Genomic DNA, 18850 nt, shown 5'->3' on the forward strand with positions numbered 1-18850 from the left:
GAGGCACTGCTCAACCACAGGGGTTGCAGTTAACCAACAACCATCACAGTGAGCCCTTTGCAGCGATTCCATCCGGAGCGACAGTAAGTAACAACACCCAGACTACACCTGCTTTGTTACGTTCTGGAAGTTTGCCTTTACCCTATTTATCAACTACAGAAGGGAGTAATTTGATAGATGCGGGTACAAGTAATTTACCAACAGCCCCATTGGCGATGAGTTATAGTGGAAACGGACCAGATATTGGGGCATATGAATCTGGAACAATAGTAAGTAATCAACCACCAAGCGTAACCCTGACAACTCCAATAGTGAATGCTTCTTATCCAATTGGAAGTAACATTGATTTTACAGCTACTGCTACAGATGCAGATGGAAGTATTGCTAAAGTGGAATTTTATGCAGGTTCAACAAAAGTTGGAGAGAAAATAAGTTCTCCGTATTCTTTTAGTTGGAATGCAACTACAGCTGGTTCGTATGCCATCACGGCAAAAGCAACGGATAATGCAGGTGGTGTTACTACTTCCACTACAGTCAATATTACGATCACTGCAGTTAATGAGAATCCAGTAGTTGCAATTTCTTCTCCTGGTGCAAATACTTCTTTAACAGTAGGAGAGGTTGTAAGTATTGCTGTTAATGCAAGTGATTCTGATGGCTCTATTGCAAAAGTAGAGTTCTATGCAGGCTCAACAAAGATTGGTGAATCAACAACAGCACCCTATACAATCGACTGGACTCCTTCTGCAGCTGGAAACTATGCGCTAACAGTAAAAGCTACGGACGATAAAGGGGGAATCACAACTTCTTCATCTGTAAATATTATTATCAATGCCGTAGTTACTAATCAGCCTCCTGTAATTGCAATTAATTCCCCATCAAATAACTCAACTTCTACAGAAGGAGATGTGATTACGATAACAGCTGTTGCTACAGATAGTGATGGAAGTATTACTAAAATAGAATTTTTCGCGGGTACAACGAAAATAGGGGAAACTACTACCTCTCCTTATTCTCTATCATGGAGTAATGTAACAAATGGTACGTATACATTAACAGTAAAAGCTACAGATGATAAAGGAAGTGTAACTACTTCTGCTCCTGTTAATGTTATAGTTAAGGCCATAGGAGTTGAACCTAAGCCAAATCAAACACCTGTAGTCGCAATCTCTTCTCCCACATCGGCTGTTTCTCTGACAGAAGGTGAAAGTCTTACATTTGTTGCTTCAGCAAGTGATAGTGATGGTTCAATTACCAAGGTAGAGTTTTATGCAGGTTCTACTAAAATAGGTGAGTCAACAACATCTCCTTATTCTGTTAATTGGACAAATATCACAAAAGGCACCTATTCGGTTACCGCTAAGGCTATTGATAATGAAAATGCCTCTGCAATATCACAGGCAATTACAGTTAATGTAGGTACTAAGCCAAACCAACTTCCTGTTATTTCTATTACAAGTCCTGCCAGTGGTACAGACCTTACTGAAGGAACTACTCTTTCTATTACTACTAATGTAACTGATAGTGATGGTACCTTGGTTAAGGTAGAGTTTTATGCTAATGAAACTAAAATTGGAGAAGCAGCTTCTGCTCCCTGGAGTTTTAGCTGGGCTAATCTTTCGGCAGGTGCATATGCCTTAACAGCTAAAGCCATAGATAATAAAGGCGGTAGTAATACTTCTGCTGTAGTTAACATCAATGTAGCTACAAAGGTTACAGTTCCAAGGCCTACTCCTAATCAAGTACCTGTAGTGTCAATTACATCGCCTGCTAACAATACTGCTTTTGTAGTTAGAAATGCTGTCTCTATTATAGCTTTAGCAAGTGATAGTGATGGAAGCATTGCTAAGGTAGAATTTTATGTAGGCTCTGCTAAAATAGGAGAAACTACTTCTGCTCCCTATTCTATTAGTTGGATTCCTTCAGCAATAGGTTCTTATGCCTTGACTGCAAAAGCTATCGACAATCAAAGTGGGGCTTCAACTTCCTCAGTTGTAAATGTAACCATAACTGCTCCCGCCAATCAACTACCAAGTATAACCCTGACTGCACCAACCACTAATGCTTCTTATCCGACAGGAAGTTCTATCAATCTGACAGCTACTGCTACAGATGCAGATGGAAGTATTGCTAAAGTGGAATTTTACGTGGGCTCTACAAAAGTTGGAGAAAAAGCAAGTTCTCCGTATTCTTTCAGTTGGAAAGCTACCACAGCAGGTTCGTATGCTATCACGGCAAAAGCTATTGATAATGCAGGTGGAGTAACTACTTCTTCAGCAGTTAATGTTACAGTTACAGCGCCAAATCAGGCACCATCTATTGCAATTACTTCTCCTGCAATGAATTCAACCTATATATTAGGGAATGCTATTACTATTAATACTAGTACATCAGATGCAGATGGAAAAGTAAGTAAAATTGAATTTTATGCAGGCTCAACAAAGATCGGTGAATCAACAATAGCGCCCTATACACTAAACTGGACTCCTTCTGCGGCTGGAACATATGCACTAACAGCAAAGGCTACTGATGATAAAGGAGGGGTGACTACTTCTGCTGTTGTATCAATTGTTATCAAGATAGCCACTGTGAATCAACCTCCAGTGGTAGTGATTAAAAGTCCTGCTACTAATACGTCTTTTATAAGTGGAAATACAGTAACCATTACTACCAATGCAAGTGATAGTGACGGAAGTATTGCCAAGGTAGAGTTCTATGCTAATAATAGTAAAATAGGAGAATCAACAAATGCTCCTTATTCTATCAATTGGAATGCAGTTAGTTTGGGCACTTATTCAGTAACAGCGAAAGCTACTGACAATAGCGGTGCTACTACTACATCGACTCCTGTCGTTATTACAGTAAAAGCTTCTGTAGTAGAAACGCCAACTCCTTCTAATAATGCTCCAACTATCCGAATCACTACTCCAGCTGCAAATAGTGTCTATACAACAGGGCAAAATATTACTATTATGACGGATGCCAAAGATGTTGATGGAACTATTCAGAAGGTAGAGTTTTTTGTAAACGACTCAAAAATTACAGAAAAAAGTACCAGTCCCTGGAATACTGCTACTACCTTAAAAGAAGGAACCTATACACTGACTGCCAAGGCAACAGATAACAAAGGCGCGGTAACTACATCTGCACCTGTAACAATAGTTATTAATGCTACTAGTAGTACTACAAATACGCTTCCAGTCGTATCAATTACTTCCCCATCCAATAATGCAACCTTTACGGAAGGAGGCACAGCACCTATCACAGCAACTGCAAGGGATAATGATGGTTCAATTGCCAAAGTAGAATTCTATGCTAATAATATTAAAATAGGTGAAGCTACTTCTGCACCTTATGCTTTTAACTGGAGCAGTCTGGTAATTGGTACTTACGCATTGACAGCAAAAGCAATTGATAATAGAGGTGGTATCTCAACGTCTTCTCCTGTAACTATTGTTGTGAAAGCTGCCCCCGTTAATCAGCCTCCAGTAATTGCAATTACGGCTCCTTCTAACAACCAAACCTTCACAGCAGGAGAATCCATTACAGTAACAGCTACTGCTACAGATAATGATGGACAGGTAATTAAGGTAGAGTTTTATGCAGGTACGACCAAGATTGGTGAAACAATGAAAGCTCCTTACACTATTACCTGGAAAGATGTACAAAAGGGGACCTATGCTTTAACAGCTTTAGCTTATGACGATAATGGCGCTTCCACCACTTCTGCTGTAGTGACAGTAGTTGTCAAAGAAAAAAGTACACCTGGAGAACCAGAACCTGAAACAAGATTTTATCGGGCTATTAACCTTAATGGACCTGGTTTAACTATTGATGGACATGAATGGGGTGGCTCTAATGCTGCAAATTATACGTACAGTGGTACATCTATGGAAAAAACTTCTATTGCTTTAAGCCCTGCAACGGATGAGAATCGTACCTCAATGATTCATAGTTCTATTACAGGACGTAACGTGAATGTGGCTCTTACCTCTGTACCGAATGCTACTTATGATGTGTATCTGTATGTATGGGAAGAGGATGCTATGCAAATCTATAGTGTTTATTTGGAAGGTAAGACTGTACAATCAAATTATACAAGCGGAAGTGCTGGTACATGGAAACGTCTTGGACCGTTCCGTGAAACGATTAAAGATAATACTATCAATGTAAAAACATCAGGGGGATATGCCAATGTATCGGGCATCGAGGTATGGACTGTGTCAGATGATAACGCCGTCCCAACTACTTGCTCCGCAACAGGGTATATTCTACGTGAAGAATGGAATAATATAGCGGTGAATATTTCTGAAATGGTTCCTGCTTATAAGAAACCAGACAACAGCTCACAACTAACTCTTTTTGAAGCGCCATCCAATGTAGGAGATAACTATCGCAGCCGAATTAGAGGATATATTTGTCCACCTGTAAGTGGTACATATACTTTCTGGATTGCTGGTGATGCTGAGGCAGAGCTTTGGTTAAGTTCAGATGAAAGTCCTGCTACCAAAACTCAGATTGCGTATGTAAGCGAGGCCACCAATCCAAGAGAATGGGGTAAGTCCGCTACTCAACGTTCTGCTGCTATTACATTGATTAAAGGCAAAAAATACTATATTGAAGCCATACATAAGGCTGGTGAAGGAAATGACAATCTGGCTGTAGGCTGGCAAATACCAGGAGGAATACAAGAACTGCCAATAGCAGGTTCAAGATTATCACCATATGTTCCAACAGAAGCGGAGTTTGAAAGTCCATCTATAACAGATGCTGGATTGACTTTGTACCCTAATCCTGCGGATAGCGAAGTGAATGTGCAATTCAGTGTCAATGAAGATCAGAATGCAATAATAGCTCTAACCAATATGACAACTCAGCAGGTTATTCAAATCACACAATCTGTACAGGCTGGCGAAAATACAGTTCGTATTGATGTAGCTAATCTCGCAAAAGGAATGTATATTGTATATGTAAAAACCAAAGAAGGTCGTTTATCAAAGAAACTGGTAGTGACCCGATAAGATACTTTTGTGAAACCCCGTTGAAGAGCCTGTTTATGCAATTTGCATAGCAGGCTTTTTTATTTTCAGATATTCTAGGAAAATAATTAAAGTTCGAATATTTCCACAATCTGACTGTAGTTCCAGTCATCAACAATTTTGACCATATTTCCGATCAAAGGTAAAAGTGAACAGAATTCGAATATTTCTAAAAGCGAACAGAACTCCAGTCAAAAGAAAGAGTCATTCTATTTCTGTTCCATTTTTATTTTGATCAACACATCTTCAATTCTTTTCTTATAGACTTGAACAGTATTTGAATAGTGGCGAAAGTTGTGATTAAGCCCAAAACTCATTCCAAACTGAGTTGTTTTTTTGTAGTAAAGTAAGACAAACTAAGTATAACGAAAGAAGATTTTAGCCTGAGTCGAGATTCTACTGACCACGGCTAAAATGATAGAGTGACGCTATAGTAGAAAGACTACCGAGAAGTGTCTTAAGTGAGATTTTCGCCAGATTCTCCTCTGTATAATTACTATCTTTTGAGGATTCTTGCAGTCTATTGATGTTGGAAGAGGGAAGTAGTAATTTTAATAAACGAAATAAATTGTTAATCGATAAAATATCTGGCTATGAAACTGATCTTCACTTTGTTAGCTGCTTGTGTAATTATGTCTTGCGCATCTAACCGTCCTACAAAAGCAGGGGTATACAAGAGCAATAGCATCCCTGAGTTTGTAAAGCAGAAATAATCTCTGCTATTGAAATCAAATCTTACAATAGTTTGTGTTTTCTGGAGTGGAGTCTAAGTAGAGATAGTATGTAAGAAAGTAAATGATTTCATAATTCTAAAAAGTAGGATCTTAGGGGATTGAGATTCTACTTTTTAGAAATTATTTTCAGTAAAGACTTATTACAAACTTGCGAAGTTATTGTGAGATCTCTTTTCCGTTATCGTATTTCTTGCGATTTACCAACTTCCCAGATTCATCATAGTATTTCCAGGTACCATCTTTTTGATCAGCTTTGTAGCGGCCTTTTATTTTAATCTCACCATTGGCATGATATTCCCGGTATGAACCGTCCCGGAAACCATCTTTCATGCTCACCTCTAGTTTCTTCTTTCCATCTGGATAGTTCTCTGTATATTTTTCAGTACTTAGGTCCTCAATATACACATCTTCTTCCTCATCCTCTACCTGTGTAGAATCTGATACAACCAGAGTAGAATCTGTTGACACTGTCAGTACAGGTTCCGGTACCTCTGATGGCTCCTGATAGCGAACAATAAAGCGGGTATCAAATAAAGTCTCCTCACCTGTTAGCTGGAAGCCAACTTCAGGGAAAGCTACAATATATTTTTTGTTCTTTTCTGCGTCTTTCCATGTCTCTGCTGATACAAAGCCTTTGAGGTTGTTGTGCAGTACCGGAGTTTGAATATAAACAAATATATTGGAAGAACTTTCAAACTTATCTACAAACGTTTTGTAGGCTTCCTGTTCAGCCAGTGTTTGTTTTGCTTCATAATCGTCAATAAAGCTTTTGATTGTTTGGGGATGATTACTAAATACCACATAATCATCTATAAACGTAAAATACGGTTTATCCAGCTTCTGAAATAGTTTACCCAGAATCGGTTTGAAGAAACCTTTTACGGCCATATAGTGGATAGGATATCCCTTATAATCCACTTCCCGAATTTTCACAGGAGTTCTTTTCCGAATCTGTTTGCCAATAAATTCCATTTGTCGTTTGGCTTCTTCAATGTCATCTGCCTGTATTACTGCAGCAAACTCGTTGGCTCTTCCAAGACCCTGAGGCTGCATTTGTACAAAGCATACCTCCTCTCCCATCCAGTTGATGAAATTTTCTTTCAGGCTAATTTTCAGAAATCCTTCTACTTTGTTTACGTTGCTCTGGTATTCTTTGTATTCCGCTTCACTATTTTCCTGCATCACCTTTTCAAAACGATTATGAAATTCTGAAAAGTTCTTTACTGCTATACTCATATAGAAAGCTGTTCTTTGAGGAATAACCTTCTGTGCGGCCAGTTTCCCACGACCTGATTCGAGCATTGCTTTCATATATGAACTAACAGAATCGTTGATATTGGTAGCTCCCTTCATGGAAATCCATTCCTCACCGTCCATGTCAATGGTGGTAGCGGTATAAGCAAGCATTTTGCTGAGGCTATTTACATATTCGTTAGGCTCTGACAGATAACAGCGCATATAGTCATCCAGATAGCTATATTGCATATACATTTTGAACATTCCGTCGTTGTCTATTTGCTTGTCAATCTCTATGAAACGGATATCCCGGCCAATAACAGGTTCTTCGCGCTGGTCAATAGACGCTTCTACAAGGCTGTTGGTATAAGAACATACCAGCAGGTTTGAAATAAATGCCAGATATAGTGTTTGTCTGCTTTGTTTATCGTATAGTTCAGTAATGGTAATGCCATTGTATGGGCGTTGGGACACTCTATAGCCTGCCTGTCCATTGAGATTCGTAAGATAATCCTGTAGAAATTTGAGCTTACCCGCCTTTTCTAGATCCACAATAAAAAGGAAGTCGTAGTCTGTCCTCTTATAATTATGAGCAGAAATTAATACATGTCTGGAGCCAAACTGATCAAATAATTCTTTGTTATCATTGATCATTGAGTCAAGCGCATTGGCTCCAGATGTTAGCTCTCCAAAATAGGATTGTGTTTGCAGGAACTTCCAGGCCTTACTACTACTTAATTTCTGCCAGCTTTTAATAGGCTCACTGGTTTCAATAATGTAGATAGCATTTTTTGGGACAAGATAAATAGCCTGGAAGTTTTCAGGGGGTGAAAGATAATATTGGTAAGCCGCAAAAAGCCCTCCCCCTGTCAGAAGGATAAGGAAGAGCCAGAGAAGTTTTTTCATACAGAATCAGACAATAGGTTTCAGGGTGGTTTGACGAAAAGCAAAAATGATTTTTCATCGAAAGTTAATACAAAAAAGCACCAGAAAACAGTCCAAGACTTCATAAAAAATGGCAGATAAACCCTATCAATAACATATAGAGGATTTTATCCGCCATTAATAAATAAAGAAACTTCCTACGATATTAGTTTTTGTCGGAGATGGAATTCCAGCCCTTCATTAATTTTGGTTAGCTTTTCTATTACTTCTTTGTCTTCATGTTGTTTCTGATAGTGTTCATAGGCTTTTAAAATGATTGTTTTCAGATTGTCTGCATCCCAGGGCTTGGTAGCAAAATAGAATATATGTCCTTGATTTACAGCCTCTACTACAGATGATAGTTCCGTATAACCAGTAAGAAGTATGCGTACAGGATCAGGAAAGGTCTCTACAATAGATGATAGAAATTCTATTCCAGTCATCTCCGGCATTCGTTGGTCTGTAATCAAAACATGAATAGTATCTTCTTTTAAAATTTCCAAACCTTTTGCCGCAGAAGGAGCCGTAATAACAGAAAATTCGTTCTGGAAGGTAGCTTCAAATAAACTACGGTTATGAGGCTCATCTTCAATATATAAGACTCGGATGGATGCATGTTCTGTATTCATAATTGTGAATGTATGTGCAGGTAGAAGATAAAAAAATAATAAGCAAAAGTGGAAAGTTGTAGTATAATTTTTCTAATTTTTGAGGGTAAAGCTGATAATTTTATTATTTTCAATGCTTTTTTCAGTAAAAGAATTAACTCCATATTTTTTGTAAGAGCAGACCACAACGTAAATCTTTAATTACCGTCTTATGCATGAACTTCTACAGAGCAGACTTTCCGAAAATAGTGCTCAAAAACAGGTGTTTCAACCTCGATTCTTTTATTTGTCAAATGTTGAGGATGAACTGCAATTAAAAAAACTTTTAGCAGAAAACCCGCATATTCGTGTTTTTGATGAGTTGAAAAACCAACTGGAAGAGCTGATCAAATCTTTGAATCCCAGTACGTTGTTTACTAAAGAAACGTTGCATGAAGCAGTAGATGCACATTTGGGTACTACAGATATTTATTCCTATGGTGTATGGGTCTATTATCCCTGGTCAGCAAGGCTTGTTCATATAGTTGATAAAGAGGAGTTTATTTTTCTGCGAACAAGTCGTAATCATTATAAGATTACTCCAGAAGAACAAAAATTTCTTTCTACCCGGAAAATAGGTGTTGTTGGATTATCTGTTGGACAGTCTGTTTCGGTAACTATGGCGATGGAGCGTTTATTTGGGGAAGTAAGACTAGCTGATTTTGATCTGTTGGAACTTACTAACCTTAATCGTATTCGTACCGGTGTTCATAATCTGGGATTACCCAAAGTAATTTCAGTAGCACGTGAAATTCTGGAGATAGATCCTTTTCTGAATGTAGTTTGTTATGCAGATGGGTTAACAGAAGAAAATATGGATGACTTCTTTACAAAAGGAGGTAAGCTGGATCTATTGGTTGAGGAATGTGATGGAATTGATATAAAGATTTTATGCAGATATAAGGCAAGAGAATTAGGTATTCCAATTGTAATGGAAGCAAGTGATCGGGGATTATTGGATGTAGAACGATTTGATCTGGAACCTAATCGACCAATTTTACATGGACTAATTGATCATCTGGACCCACAGAAGGCCAAGATATTGAAAACAAGCGAGGAGAAACTGCCCTATATGTTGCCAATAGTGGGATTTGAAACTCTTTCAACCCGTCTTAAAGCCTCTGCTCTGGAAGTAGGACAAAGTATTACCACATGGCCTCAACTGGCTTCTGCTGTTACTTTTGGGGGAGGGCTTACCGCAGATGTATCCCGCCGTATAATGCTAAATGAATACAACGAGTCTGGCCGATATTATGTAGATCTGGAAGAATTAGTTAGAAATACTACTGAACATAAGACTGACAACATATGGGTTGCTCCTGTAGCTCCTCTTTCTTCTGAGGAAATGATTCGTTTGGCAGATACAATTACTTTAAAGCCTACTAGTCTGCAATTAAGTGAATCTGTAATCCTGGAGTTGCTTACGGCTGCCAATCTGGCTCCTTCTTCTGGCAACAATCAACCCTGGAAATGGTTGTACAGACACAATCGTCTGTTTTTGTTTCTGGAACAATCCCGATCTTATTCCTTCTGGGATGTTGACAATGTGTTTGCTTATGTAGGCTTGGGAGCAGCATTGGAAAACCTGATTCTGAAAACAAGACAAAAGGGATATGATGTTCAACTATCTCACTTTCCGAAGAAACAAAATTCAACCCTTGTTGCTGTTATCTCTTTTATAGCAAGTGATGCTATTTCTTCAGAGCCTTCTACTCCACTGGATGGATTTTTAACAGAGCATATCACTACCCGGGTTACTAACCGCAATAACGGCTCCCGTACAGTCTTATCACAAGAGAAGTTTTCTGAACTACATAATGTACTGCAAAATAACACTGAGAGCTCTCTCCATATACTGAATCAGGAAACAGAACTAACAAATGTTGCCAGCATAATTACGGCCTGTGAAAGATTACGTTTTCTACATCCTGAAGGACATCGGGAATTTTTTCAGCATGAACTTCGCTGGCCTGATGCTACTGGAAAACTATCTGAAGACGGATTGGATTTAAGTACATTTGATCTTTCTTCATCTGATATTCTTGGCCTTCGACTTGCAAAAAGTCCTGAAGTAATCTCGATGCTGCGAACTTGGCAGAAGGGAAAGGGATTGGAAAGGTTTAGTAAAAAACTAATCCTTAACTCGTCTGCTGTAGGTCTGGTTACTTTGAGTGGAAGCGATAATACTAGCTTATTACATGCAGGCCAAGCTATTCAACGTGTTTGGTTAATGGCAAATGCAATGGGTTTGGCTGTTCAACCTGTAATGGCACCCCTCTATCTGTTTAACTATTATCATCACAATGCACATTTGTTACCAGAGTTCATGAGAAGTGAACTTAAAGCTCTCCATACGAAATTTAATCAGCTATTTGTCATAAAAGATTCTCAAAGACCTGTATTTCTTTTTAGATTAGCGATCGCAAATCCCCCAAAAGTACGATCACTCCGGTTGCCTGTTGAGAAAACCGTAGTGTGGGCTAACTCGCCAAAAGAAGTAATAGTTAGGTCATAAATAAAAAACAATGCCTCCTTCCCATGTGTTTACAGACACTGAAGGAGGTATTATTTATTCATTGAGCAGAGATAAAATACTGAGCACTATGTTAAAAATCAGGGCTTTTCGTGCAATTGATGATGAAATTGCCTGTCTGGGATTTATGGAGGGACATATACGTGTTCTGGCTGATTATGGTATCACCAGTATTTCGTCTAACAGTTCCGAATGGAAGGACAGTGCATCTGTATATGTTGTTGTTGCAGAAAAAGAAGACGGTACCATCGTAGGTGGTGGAAGGTTGCACATAACAGATGGAATAGATATACTTCCGATGGAGAAAGCAGTTGGAGACCAGGATGCTAGATTGAAGGATGTTCTTTATTCCTATCCATTGGGGCATACAGGGGAGTTATGTGGTCTTTGGAATGCAAGACAAATAGCAGGCTCTGGTTTAAGTATACTTCTGGTTAGGTCTTTGATTGCTATTACCAATCAGATAGGTTTGAAGTCACTCTTTACTTTTTGCTCGGAATATACCATAGAGCTGGGTCGTCGGGTAGGGTTTCAATTGGAAAGCGGGGTAGGTGATAATGGTGCTTTTATTTATCCGGGCATCAATTATTTGGGAAGGGTATTTCGCATTCCGGATATATATACTATTGAAACAGCTACAGAGTATGACAGAACCCGAATTCAGGAGTTACGTATAAGACCTGGCCAAACCTGCCTGGAACAAGGTTCGAAGGGTGAAGTTCAGATTGATTATGATCTTTTAATATCCGGCACAGTGGAAGTTAATAAGTCAGATGCCTTATTGAATTAATAGATCTGTAGCAAAAAAACAAACAAGTTATTTAAAATAATACTATTTTATTCTAAAACCTTACACACAGTTATTGGGATACTAATTTACCTCAAAGCCATCTTTAGTATCTAATCACTATCTTTTCATTTAGGAAAAATCCGACTCATATTTTAGTGATAAAAAAAGTCTTAAATGAAAAAGAATTTTTACGGTTTCTGGTATCTGTTAATAGGAGTAATTTTGTTTTGTGTTCATGATGGATATGGACAAAGCAGAGTATTTACCTATACAGATGAGACTACATTGGAGCCTTTGTGGAATGGACTATCCATACTGGAAGATCCTTCCGGAAAGATTTCTGCGAAGGAAGTTCTATCCTATCCAGATCAAAAATTTACACATACTACCGGCTCCGTCCCTAACCTGGGAATATCAAATTCTACATTCTGGATTAAATTTCAACTCACAAATCACACAGAACAGGATCGATTGGTAATAAAGCTGGCACAACCTACTATAGAGGATGTTACCTTTTATTCTATCCTTTCAGATAATAAAATGACTGTAGAAGAGACCGGAATCTTATATCCTATCCGCAATCGTCTGGTCAAGAATCAACATTTTCTTTTTAATGTAGAAATTCCCAAAGGAAAAACCGGTACTTTTTTGCTGGCTTTAAAATCCAACGGTCAGCTGGAAGTTCCTCTATGGGTAGGATCAACACAGGCTATTGCTGATGTAAGCAGTAAGGAAGATATATACATAAGTCTGTATGTTGGTTTGCTTCTGGCTATGTTCTTTTACAATGGATTTTTATTTCTGGCCATTCGGGGACGCAGTTATTTACTTTATATTTTGAATATTTTTGTTGTAGGTCTTACACAAGCAACATTTCAAGGCTATACGTATCGGTTTCTGTGGTCAGATCTTCCGTGGGTCTCTACTCATGCTATTGTGATTTTGAGTGCCTTAGCTGGAATTATAGGAACTGTTTTTGGATCTCATTTTTTGAGAGCATCTAAATTTACGCCAAATCTGAACAAAGGATTCATAATACCAATTGCTGTATACATAGTCATTATTGTTCTTTCTGCATTTGACTTTCAGATTGAAAGCTATTTCCTCCTTCAGTTCAATGCATTTGCTGCAGCCAGTTATATTCTATTTGTTGCCTATCGTATATACCATAAAAAGAGCCGTACAGCAGGTTTCTTTTTGCTTGCCTGGTCTATCTTCCTGATTGGTGTATGCATCTTTGTATTAAAAGATTTTGGGGTTATTCCGTTTAATAATTTTACCAATAACATCATGCTTATTGGATCTGCCGTTGAGATGATTCTTCTATCCTTTGCTCTCGCTGATCGGATAAATAAGTTGAAGAAAGAAAAGGAAAGATCTCAGAAGAAGATGATGGAGGTCTTACTAACCAATGAAAAGCTTATTCAGGAAGAGAATCTGCGACTGGAAGCCAAAGTGCGTGAACGAACCCAGGAGCTTGAAGAATCCACGGAAGAGTTACAGGCTACTTTAACCAACTTAAGAAATACCCAGGCTCAGTTATTCCAATCGGAAAAGATGGCTTCTCTAGGCCAGTTGACTGCTGGAATTGCCCATGAAATTAATAATCCGATCAACTTTGTAAGTGCCAGTGTAAAACCCCTGCGACGTGATGTTGGTTATCTGTGGATGTTGTTGGATAAATATGAGAGTTCACTGAAATCTATGGAGAACGAACTGGAAAAGATGGAAATAGAGGCAATGAAAAAACGGCTGGATGTAGATTATTTGAGAGAAGAGATAGAATTATTATTAAAAGGTGTAGAAGAAGGTGCTTCTCGTACTGCGTCTATTGTTCTTGGCTTGCGTAATTTTTCCCGTCTGGATGATGAAGATCGTCGTTATGTAAATATCCATGAAGGACTAGATGCCACCCTGCTGTTGTTAAGCCATTCACTGAAAGAAAATATCCATGTACAAAAAGACTATACAGAGCTTCCTGAAATTGAGTGTTATCCCGGCAAGTTAAACCAGGTATTTATGAATGTGTTAACGAATGCTGTTCAGGCTATTAAAGCGCTTAATAGTGTTACCAAAATGGGAGTGTTAACAATAAAAACATGGAAAAAAGATAACATGGTTTGTATTAGTATTGCAGATAATGGCGTTGGTATGTCTGAGAGTGTAATGAATAAGATATTTGAACCATTTTTTTCGACAAAAGGCGTTGGAGAAGGAACCGGACTGGGATTGTCTATAGCTTTTGGCATTATTGAGGCGCACAAAGGAACTATTGAGGTTAAGTCTACAGAGGGAATCGGAACGGAATTTATTGTTTGTATTCCTGTCACAATAGCTCAGGAACTAGCAATAGTTGCCTGATGAAGAATAAAAACTAATTTTGCTTTTTATTGATAGAATATCACAGCTTCTTTCTTATAAAATTCAACAAACACCTTAACTACTTTTAGAATTCACCTGGTAAAATGGATAAAGAAAAAATCCGGATACTATATGTTGATGATGAATTGAATAACCTGAATATGTTCAGAGCGAGCTTTCGTCTGGATTATGATATTGTTACTTCTCTTTCAGGCAAAGACGCACTGGAACAAACCAGAAAGTCTTCATTTCATGTAGTGATTGCAGATCAACGAATGCCGGAGATGAGTGGTGTCGAATTTTTTGAGAAACTATTGGAAGAAGACCCTGAGCCTGTACGAATACTTCTCACTGGTTATACAAACATAGAATCAGTTATTGACGCCATTAACAGGGGACAGGTATTTCGGTATATTAAAAAGCCCTGGGAAGAAGATGATCTTCGGTTAACCATTGAGAACGCATACGAGATATACTTTACACGACAGGCACTTAAAAGGAAAAATGAGGAATTAGCCAAAATGAATGCTGACCTGATGCGGGCTAATGAGGAACTGAATAGGTTTGTATATAGTGCTTCACATGATCTCAAAGCTCCGCTAGCATCTATTATGGGTATTGTACAGGTGGCACGTATGGAAGGTGAAGAACATGAGGCTGCTCATTATCTCTCTCTTATCGAACGGAGTGTAAAACAACTGGAAACGTTTATTCAGAACATCATTGATTATTATAAAAACATTCGGTATCAGGAAAATCTGGTAGAAATAAACTTTGACAGCCTGATTCAGGAAACAATAGATTCATTTCAGTATTATCAGAATATCTCAGAGATTGATTTTGATATTTCAGTACAACAATCAACCACCTTTATCAATGATGATTTTCGTATGAGGGTCATTTTTAATAATCTGGTATCCAATGCGATAAAGTACCAGAAAAAGAAAGCCTCTGATAAGAAGATCAATATTCATGTAAGAACTGCAGATGGGATCGCTGTAATTCATATTCGGGATAATGGGATTGGTATACCAGATGAATACATAAAAGATATTTACAAAATGTTTTTCCGGGCAACGGAAGTAAGTGCAGGTTCAGGTATGGGATTATATATTGTAAAAGAAGCCATTGAGAAAATGCATGGGCAAATCAGTGTGGCATCAAAAGAAGGTGAAGGAACTGCATTTACGGTAGTACTTCCCAATAGAAATTAAATCTAACAAAGCTTTTTTGAGATATTATTTTACAGAAACAGCATATTCTGTATTTTGGGTGATGTAAAGACTTACATCACCTTTTTATTTATTTCCTTGAAAAACCGAATTTCAGATTTTCCCACCATTTACCTTCTGGTTTGTATCATTATTCTATCTGTTGGGTGCCGTTCTCAACAGATTCGTCGTACTTTCCACCAATCAGATGTATTCAGTAAGCATTTCACTGGATTTATGTTATATAATCCTGAAAAGCAGAAGGTCGTCTATGAACAAAACAGTGACAAATATTTTACTCCTGCATCTAATACCAAATTATTTACATTTTATACCTCTCTGAAGATACTGGGTGACTCAATTCCTGGTTTGAAGTATGGAGTAAGTCATGATTCTTTATTTTTCTGGGGAACGGGAGATCCATCTTTACTTCATCCGGATCTGATTACATTACCAGGAAGAACTAAACAAAGTCGTGTATATGAATTCTTACGGAGTCGATCTGAAAAACTGTTTTATGTAGCAACTCCGGTTAAAGTTACAGGTTTTGGCCCCGGCTGGGGATGGGATGATTACAACGATTATTATTCTGCAGAAAGAGCCCCTATGCCTATATATGGTAATATTGTGCGGTTAAAGGCTACATCTGTTTCGGCCTGGTCTGCACAGCCTGCTTTTTTTAAAAGCTACTTTGTAGAGAAACCTTTATTACAGAGATTATTGCCTCCTTCAAGCTACATTTTTCAGCGAGATCCGGTGAGCAACCTGTTTACATTTGATCCTTCCCTGTTTCAAAAGGAAATTGTACATGATATGCCTTTCCGCTATTCGGAACAACTCCTGACAGAAATACTATCTGACACACTACATAAGGCTTTAAACTTAGTAAATCGCAAACCAGTTAAAGCAGGACAAACCTTATATAGTGTACGTGCAGACTCTTTGTATAAGAAACTTATGCAGGAGAGTGATAACTTTATTGCTGAGCAACTATTATTGATTTGTGCCTCTCAGTTTTCAGATACCCTATCTTCAGACAGTATTATTGCTTATTCGACACATAAGCTTCTGAATGATTTGCCAGATGCTCCTGTATGGGTAGATGGTTCGGGACTTTCTCGTTACAATTTGTTTACTCCTCGGTCGATTGTTCGATTGTTACAGAAAATTCAAGCTACCATACCTCAGGATCGCCTTTTTAGCATTCTACCTGCCGGTGGACAATCAGGTACAATCAAAAACTTTTATAAAGGTGATACTCCTTATGTGTTTGCCAAAACAGGTAGTCTAAGTAATGTGCATTGTTTGAGTGGTTACATTGTAACTAAGAAACGGAAGGTGCTTTTATTCAGTTTTATGCACAATAACTATACGGGATCTTCTGCGCCTATCAAAGAAGAAATGGAGAAAGTACTCAAGCTGGCACGTGATAAATATTGATACGTTTATACTATGTTTCGACCTTATGAGGAGATACTAAAGCGCAAGCCTGACTTTAGAGTTACTTATCAATTTTATAGCCAGGAAGAAGGTGGAAGATTGCGTTTACCTATACAGGGAATACGTTTTGACTTCTGGTATGAAAGTGAGTTACACACCAGATCTGATATCTTTATGATCTGGCCTGAATTTGAGGATCGTGATCAGAAGGTGATTGTAGAAGGTGAAGTATACAAGGAAGGCATAGCCCGTATGTGGATCATTAATCCAATAACTATACCTTACCATAAAGAACGATTACAGGTAGGTAGCCATGGTTATTTTATGGAAGGTAGACGTCGAGTAGCTGAGTGTGATGTGATTGAACTTATAGGGTTAAAAGAATAAAACTGGAATTCATTACCATGAATGTATTTCTTACGGCTGAATGGAAGCACCTGATTAATCTGACCTATGAGGTTGAGCCATCTTTACTGGAAGAATATCTACCAAAAGGCATAGAGATAGATACTGCTTTAAATGGAAAAGCACATGTAAGTCTAGTTGCCTTTGATTTTTTGAATACACGAGTCAAAGGAATATCTATTCCGTTTCATGTAAACTTTCCTGAAATCAACCTTCGTTTTTATGTACGATACAAAGGTCATGTAGGAGTTGTATTTATTCGGGAGTTTGTTCCAAAACATTGTATTGCATTGGTAGCAAACCGCATCTACAATGAACCCTATCTGGCAACACCTATGACCTCATCATTACTAAAAAACAATGATGAGGTGGCATCTCATCATCAATTTAAGTATAGAGGGCAAATATTTGACATTCAAGCAACGGGAACCAACTCACTTTTTACACCAGAAGAGACAACAACGGAACATTACTTTAAAGAACATACCTGGGGATTTGGTACGGCTCATTCTGGCAAAACTAAGTGTTATAAGGTAGAACACCCGGTTTGGCGTATTTATCCCTTTGAAAACTTTGAATTAAGAATAGAATTTGGAAAGCTTTATGGAAAAAAATGGGAGTTTCTTGAGCATACTCAACCAACTTATAAAGTATTTGCAGAAGGATCTGCTGTGAAGGTATTCGGTGCTCTTACACTGACTGAGTTTGATAAGCTATACTCTCAGTCAGTGTAGCTGAGAATTATTTTTGAAGAGCTTGACAAATCTCAACAAAGGATTTTACCATTGCTCTTGTTTCTTCTGGTTTTTCAAACATACCCATATGAGCAGTATCGGAAAGTGCCTGGACAATAGAGTGATCCGGAAGATAAAATTGCTCCCTGGCTGATTCAAAGACAACAGCATTGTCATTTTTACCAGCAATAAATAGTACAGGATACTTGGAATTACGCAACACATGCGTTCGGTCTGGCCGATCTCTCATTGCCAGGGTGGCAGCAATCGCAGTTGGTGCAGGTGTATGGCTGGTTATTTTATAGACGGCAGTAATAGTTTCCTGTAATTCTGTCTGTCGTTCCTTATAGAATAATCCAGGAATAAAGTTTTCAAGAAATTCTGGCATTCCATTCTGTCTGATTGCTTCAGCTGTTTTGTTACGTCCCTGTTTCTTTTCTTCTGTATCCGGATAGGCAGTTGAATGAAATAGTCCCAAACCTGCTATTGATTCCGGATACTTTTCAGCCAATGCAAGGGCAACATATCCTCCCAGTGAATGAGCAATTATAATACTTTTAGGTATAGATAATTCCTGTAACAGCAGCTGTACTTCTTCTGCCATAGTATCAATGCTCTGATAGTTTGTATTGGAGGTACTTTTTCCAAAACCGGGCATGTCAATTACAATGCTCTGAAAGTTGTTTTCAAGAGGAGCAAGAAATTCCTGCCAGATTTCCTTGCTTTCGCAGAATCCATGCAGAAATACTACAGGTGCTCCCTGACCGTGAATAGAATAACTGAGGCTTGCCATAGA

General features: G+C 38.2%; 11 protein-coding genes. 8 read left to right on the plus strand and 3 right to left on the minus strand.

Features of this window, described 5'->3' with window-relative positions:
* Nucleotides 1–5021: Ig-like domain-containing protein (locus QNI15_RS21880; protein ID WP_314033509.1), on the plus strand; the 5021-nt coding region annotated here is incomplete at its 5' end.
* 908 nt (nucleotides 5022–5929) lie between these two features.
* On the opposite strand, the gene QNI15_RS21885 is transcribed toward QNI15_RS21880, so the two are convergent.
* Both QNI15_RS21885 and QNI15_RS21890 read right to left on the minus strand, forming a co-directional pair.
* On the minus strand, nucleotides 5930–7915 hold the full coding sequence (locus QNI15_RS21885) for a DUF3352 domain-containing protein (RefSeq protein WP_314033511.1): 1986 nt from the start codon (nucleotides 7913–7915) through the stop codon (nucleotides 5930–5932).
* 176 nt (nucleotides 7916–8091) lie between these two features.
* Nucleotides 8092–8562 carry a response regulator gene (locus QNI15_RS21890; protein ID WP_313979767.1) on the minus strand — a complete coding sequence of 157 codons (471 nt, stop codon included), beginning with the start codon at nucleotides 8560–8562 and terminating at the stop codon, nucleotides 8092–8094.
* A gap of 190 nt (nucleotides 8563–8752) precedes the next feature.
* Between QNI15_RS21890 and QNI15_RS21895 the strand changes: the two genes are divergently transcribed.
* From QNI15_RS21895 to QNI15_RS21925, 7 genes are all read left to right on the plus strand, one after another.
* On the plus strand, nucleotides 8753–11095 hold the full coding sequence (locus tag QNI15_RS21895; RefSeq protein WP_314033513.1) for an Rv1355c family protein: 2343 nt from the start codon (nucleotides 8753–8755) through the stop codon (nucleotides 11093–11095).
* Nucleotides 11096–11105: 10 nt separating this feature from the next.
* Nucleotides 11106–11903: a hypothetical protein gene (locus QNI15_RS21900; protein ID WP_313991520.1), complete on the plus strand. Its 798-nt coding sequence runs from the start codon at nucleotides 11106–11108 to the stop codon at nucleotides 11901–11903.
* A 174-nt stretch (nucleotides 11904–12077) separates the two neighbouring features.
* On the plus strand, nucleotides 12078–14264 hold the full coding sequence (locus QNI15_RS21905; RefSeq protein WP_314033515.1) for a sensor histidine kinase: 2187 nt from the start codon (nucleotides 12078–12080) through the stop codon (nucleotides 14262–14264).
* A gap of 104 nt (nucleotides 14265–14368) precedes the next feature.
* Nucleotides 14369–15478, plus strand: coding sequence for a hybrid sensor histidine kinase/response regulator (locus tag QNI15_RS21910; protein WP_314033517.1), 1110 nt, complete (start codon nucleotides 14369–14371; stop codon nucleotides 15476–15478).
* Nucleotides 15479–15574: 96 nt separating this feature from the next.
* Complete coding sequence (locus QNI15_RS21915) at nucleotides 15575–16915, plus strand: D-alanyl-D-alanine carboxypeptidase/D-alanyl-D-alanine-endopeptidase (protein WP_314033519.1); 1341 nt, start codon at nucleotides 15575–15577, stop codon at nucleotides 16913–16915.
* A 12-nt stretch (nucleotides 16916–16927) separates the two neighbouring features.
* Nucleotides 16928–17302 carry a hypothetical protein gene (locus QNI15_RS21920; protein ID WP_313991509.1) on the plus strand — a complete coding sequence of 125 codons (375 nt, stop codon included), beginning with the start codon at nucleotides 16928–16930 and terminating at the stop codon, nucleotides 17300–17302.
* Between the two features lie 17 nt (nucleotides 17303–17319).
* On the plus strand, nucleotides 17320–18054 hold the full coding sequence (locus QNI15_RS21925; protein WP_313991506.1) for a YqjF family protein: 735 nt from the start codon (nucleotides 17320–17322) through the stop codon (nucleotides 18052–18054).
* A 7-nt stretch (nucleotides 18055–18061) separates the two neighbouring features.
* Here QNI15_RS21925 and QNI15_RS21930 read toward each other — a convergent pair whose 3' ends face one another.
* Complete coding sequence (locus QNI15_RS21930) at nucleotides 18062–18847, minus strand: alpha/beta fold hydrolase (RefSeq protein WP_314033521.1); 786 nt, start codon at nucleotides 18845–18847, stop codon at nucleotides 18062–18064.
* Between the last annotated feature and the right edge of the window lie 3 nt (nucleotides 18848–18850).

It is taken from the genome of Xanthocytophaga flava (assembly GCF_030068545.1).
GTDB classification, from domain to species: Bacteria; Bacteroidota; Bacteroidia; order Cytophagales; family 172606-1; genus Xanthocytophaga; species Xanthocytophaga flava.

Excerpts from the sequence above, each read along its gene's own strand:
- QNI15_RS21885 (WP_314033511.1), bottom strand. The coding sequence starts at position 7,915 with ATGAAAAAACTTCTCTGGCTCTTCCTTATCCTTCTGACAGGGGGAGGG.
- QNI15_RS21890 (WP_313979767.1), bottom strand. The coding sequence starts at position 8,562 with ATGAATACAGAACATGCATCCATCCGAGTCTTATATATTGAAGATGAG.
- QNI15_RS21895 (WP_314033513.1), top strand. The coding sequence starts at position 8,753 with ATGCATGAACTTCTACAGAGCAGACTTTCCGAAAATAGTGCTCAAAAA.
- QNI15_RS21900 (WP_313991520.1), top strand. The coding sequence starts at position 11,106 with ATGCCTCCTTCCCATGTGTTTACAGACACTGAAGGAGGTATTATTTAT.
- QNI15_RS21905 (WP_314033515.1), top strand. The coding sequence starts at position 12,078 with ATGAAAAAGAATTTTTACGGTTTCTGGTATCTGTTAATAGGAGTAATT.
- QNI15_RS21910 (WP_314033517.1), top strand. The coding sequence starts at position 14,369 with ATGGATAAAGAAAAAATCCGGATACTATATGTTGATGATGAATTGAAT.
- QNI15_RS21920 (WP_313991509.1), top strand. The coding sequence starts at position 16,928 with ATGTTTCGACCTTATGAGGAGATACTAAAGCGCAAGCCTGACTTTAGA.
- QNI15_RS21925 (WP_313991506.1), top strand. The coding sequence starts at position 17,320 with ATGAATGTATTTCTTACGGCTGAATGGAAGCACCTGATTAATCTGACC.
- QNI15_RS21930 (WP_314033521.1), bottom strand. The coding sequence starts at position 18,847 with ATGGCAAGCCTCAGTTATTCTATTCACGGTCAGGGAGCACCTGTAGTA.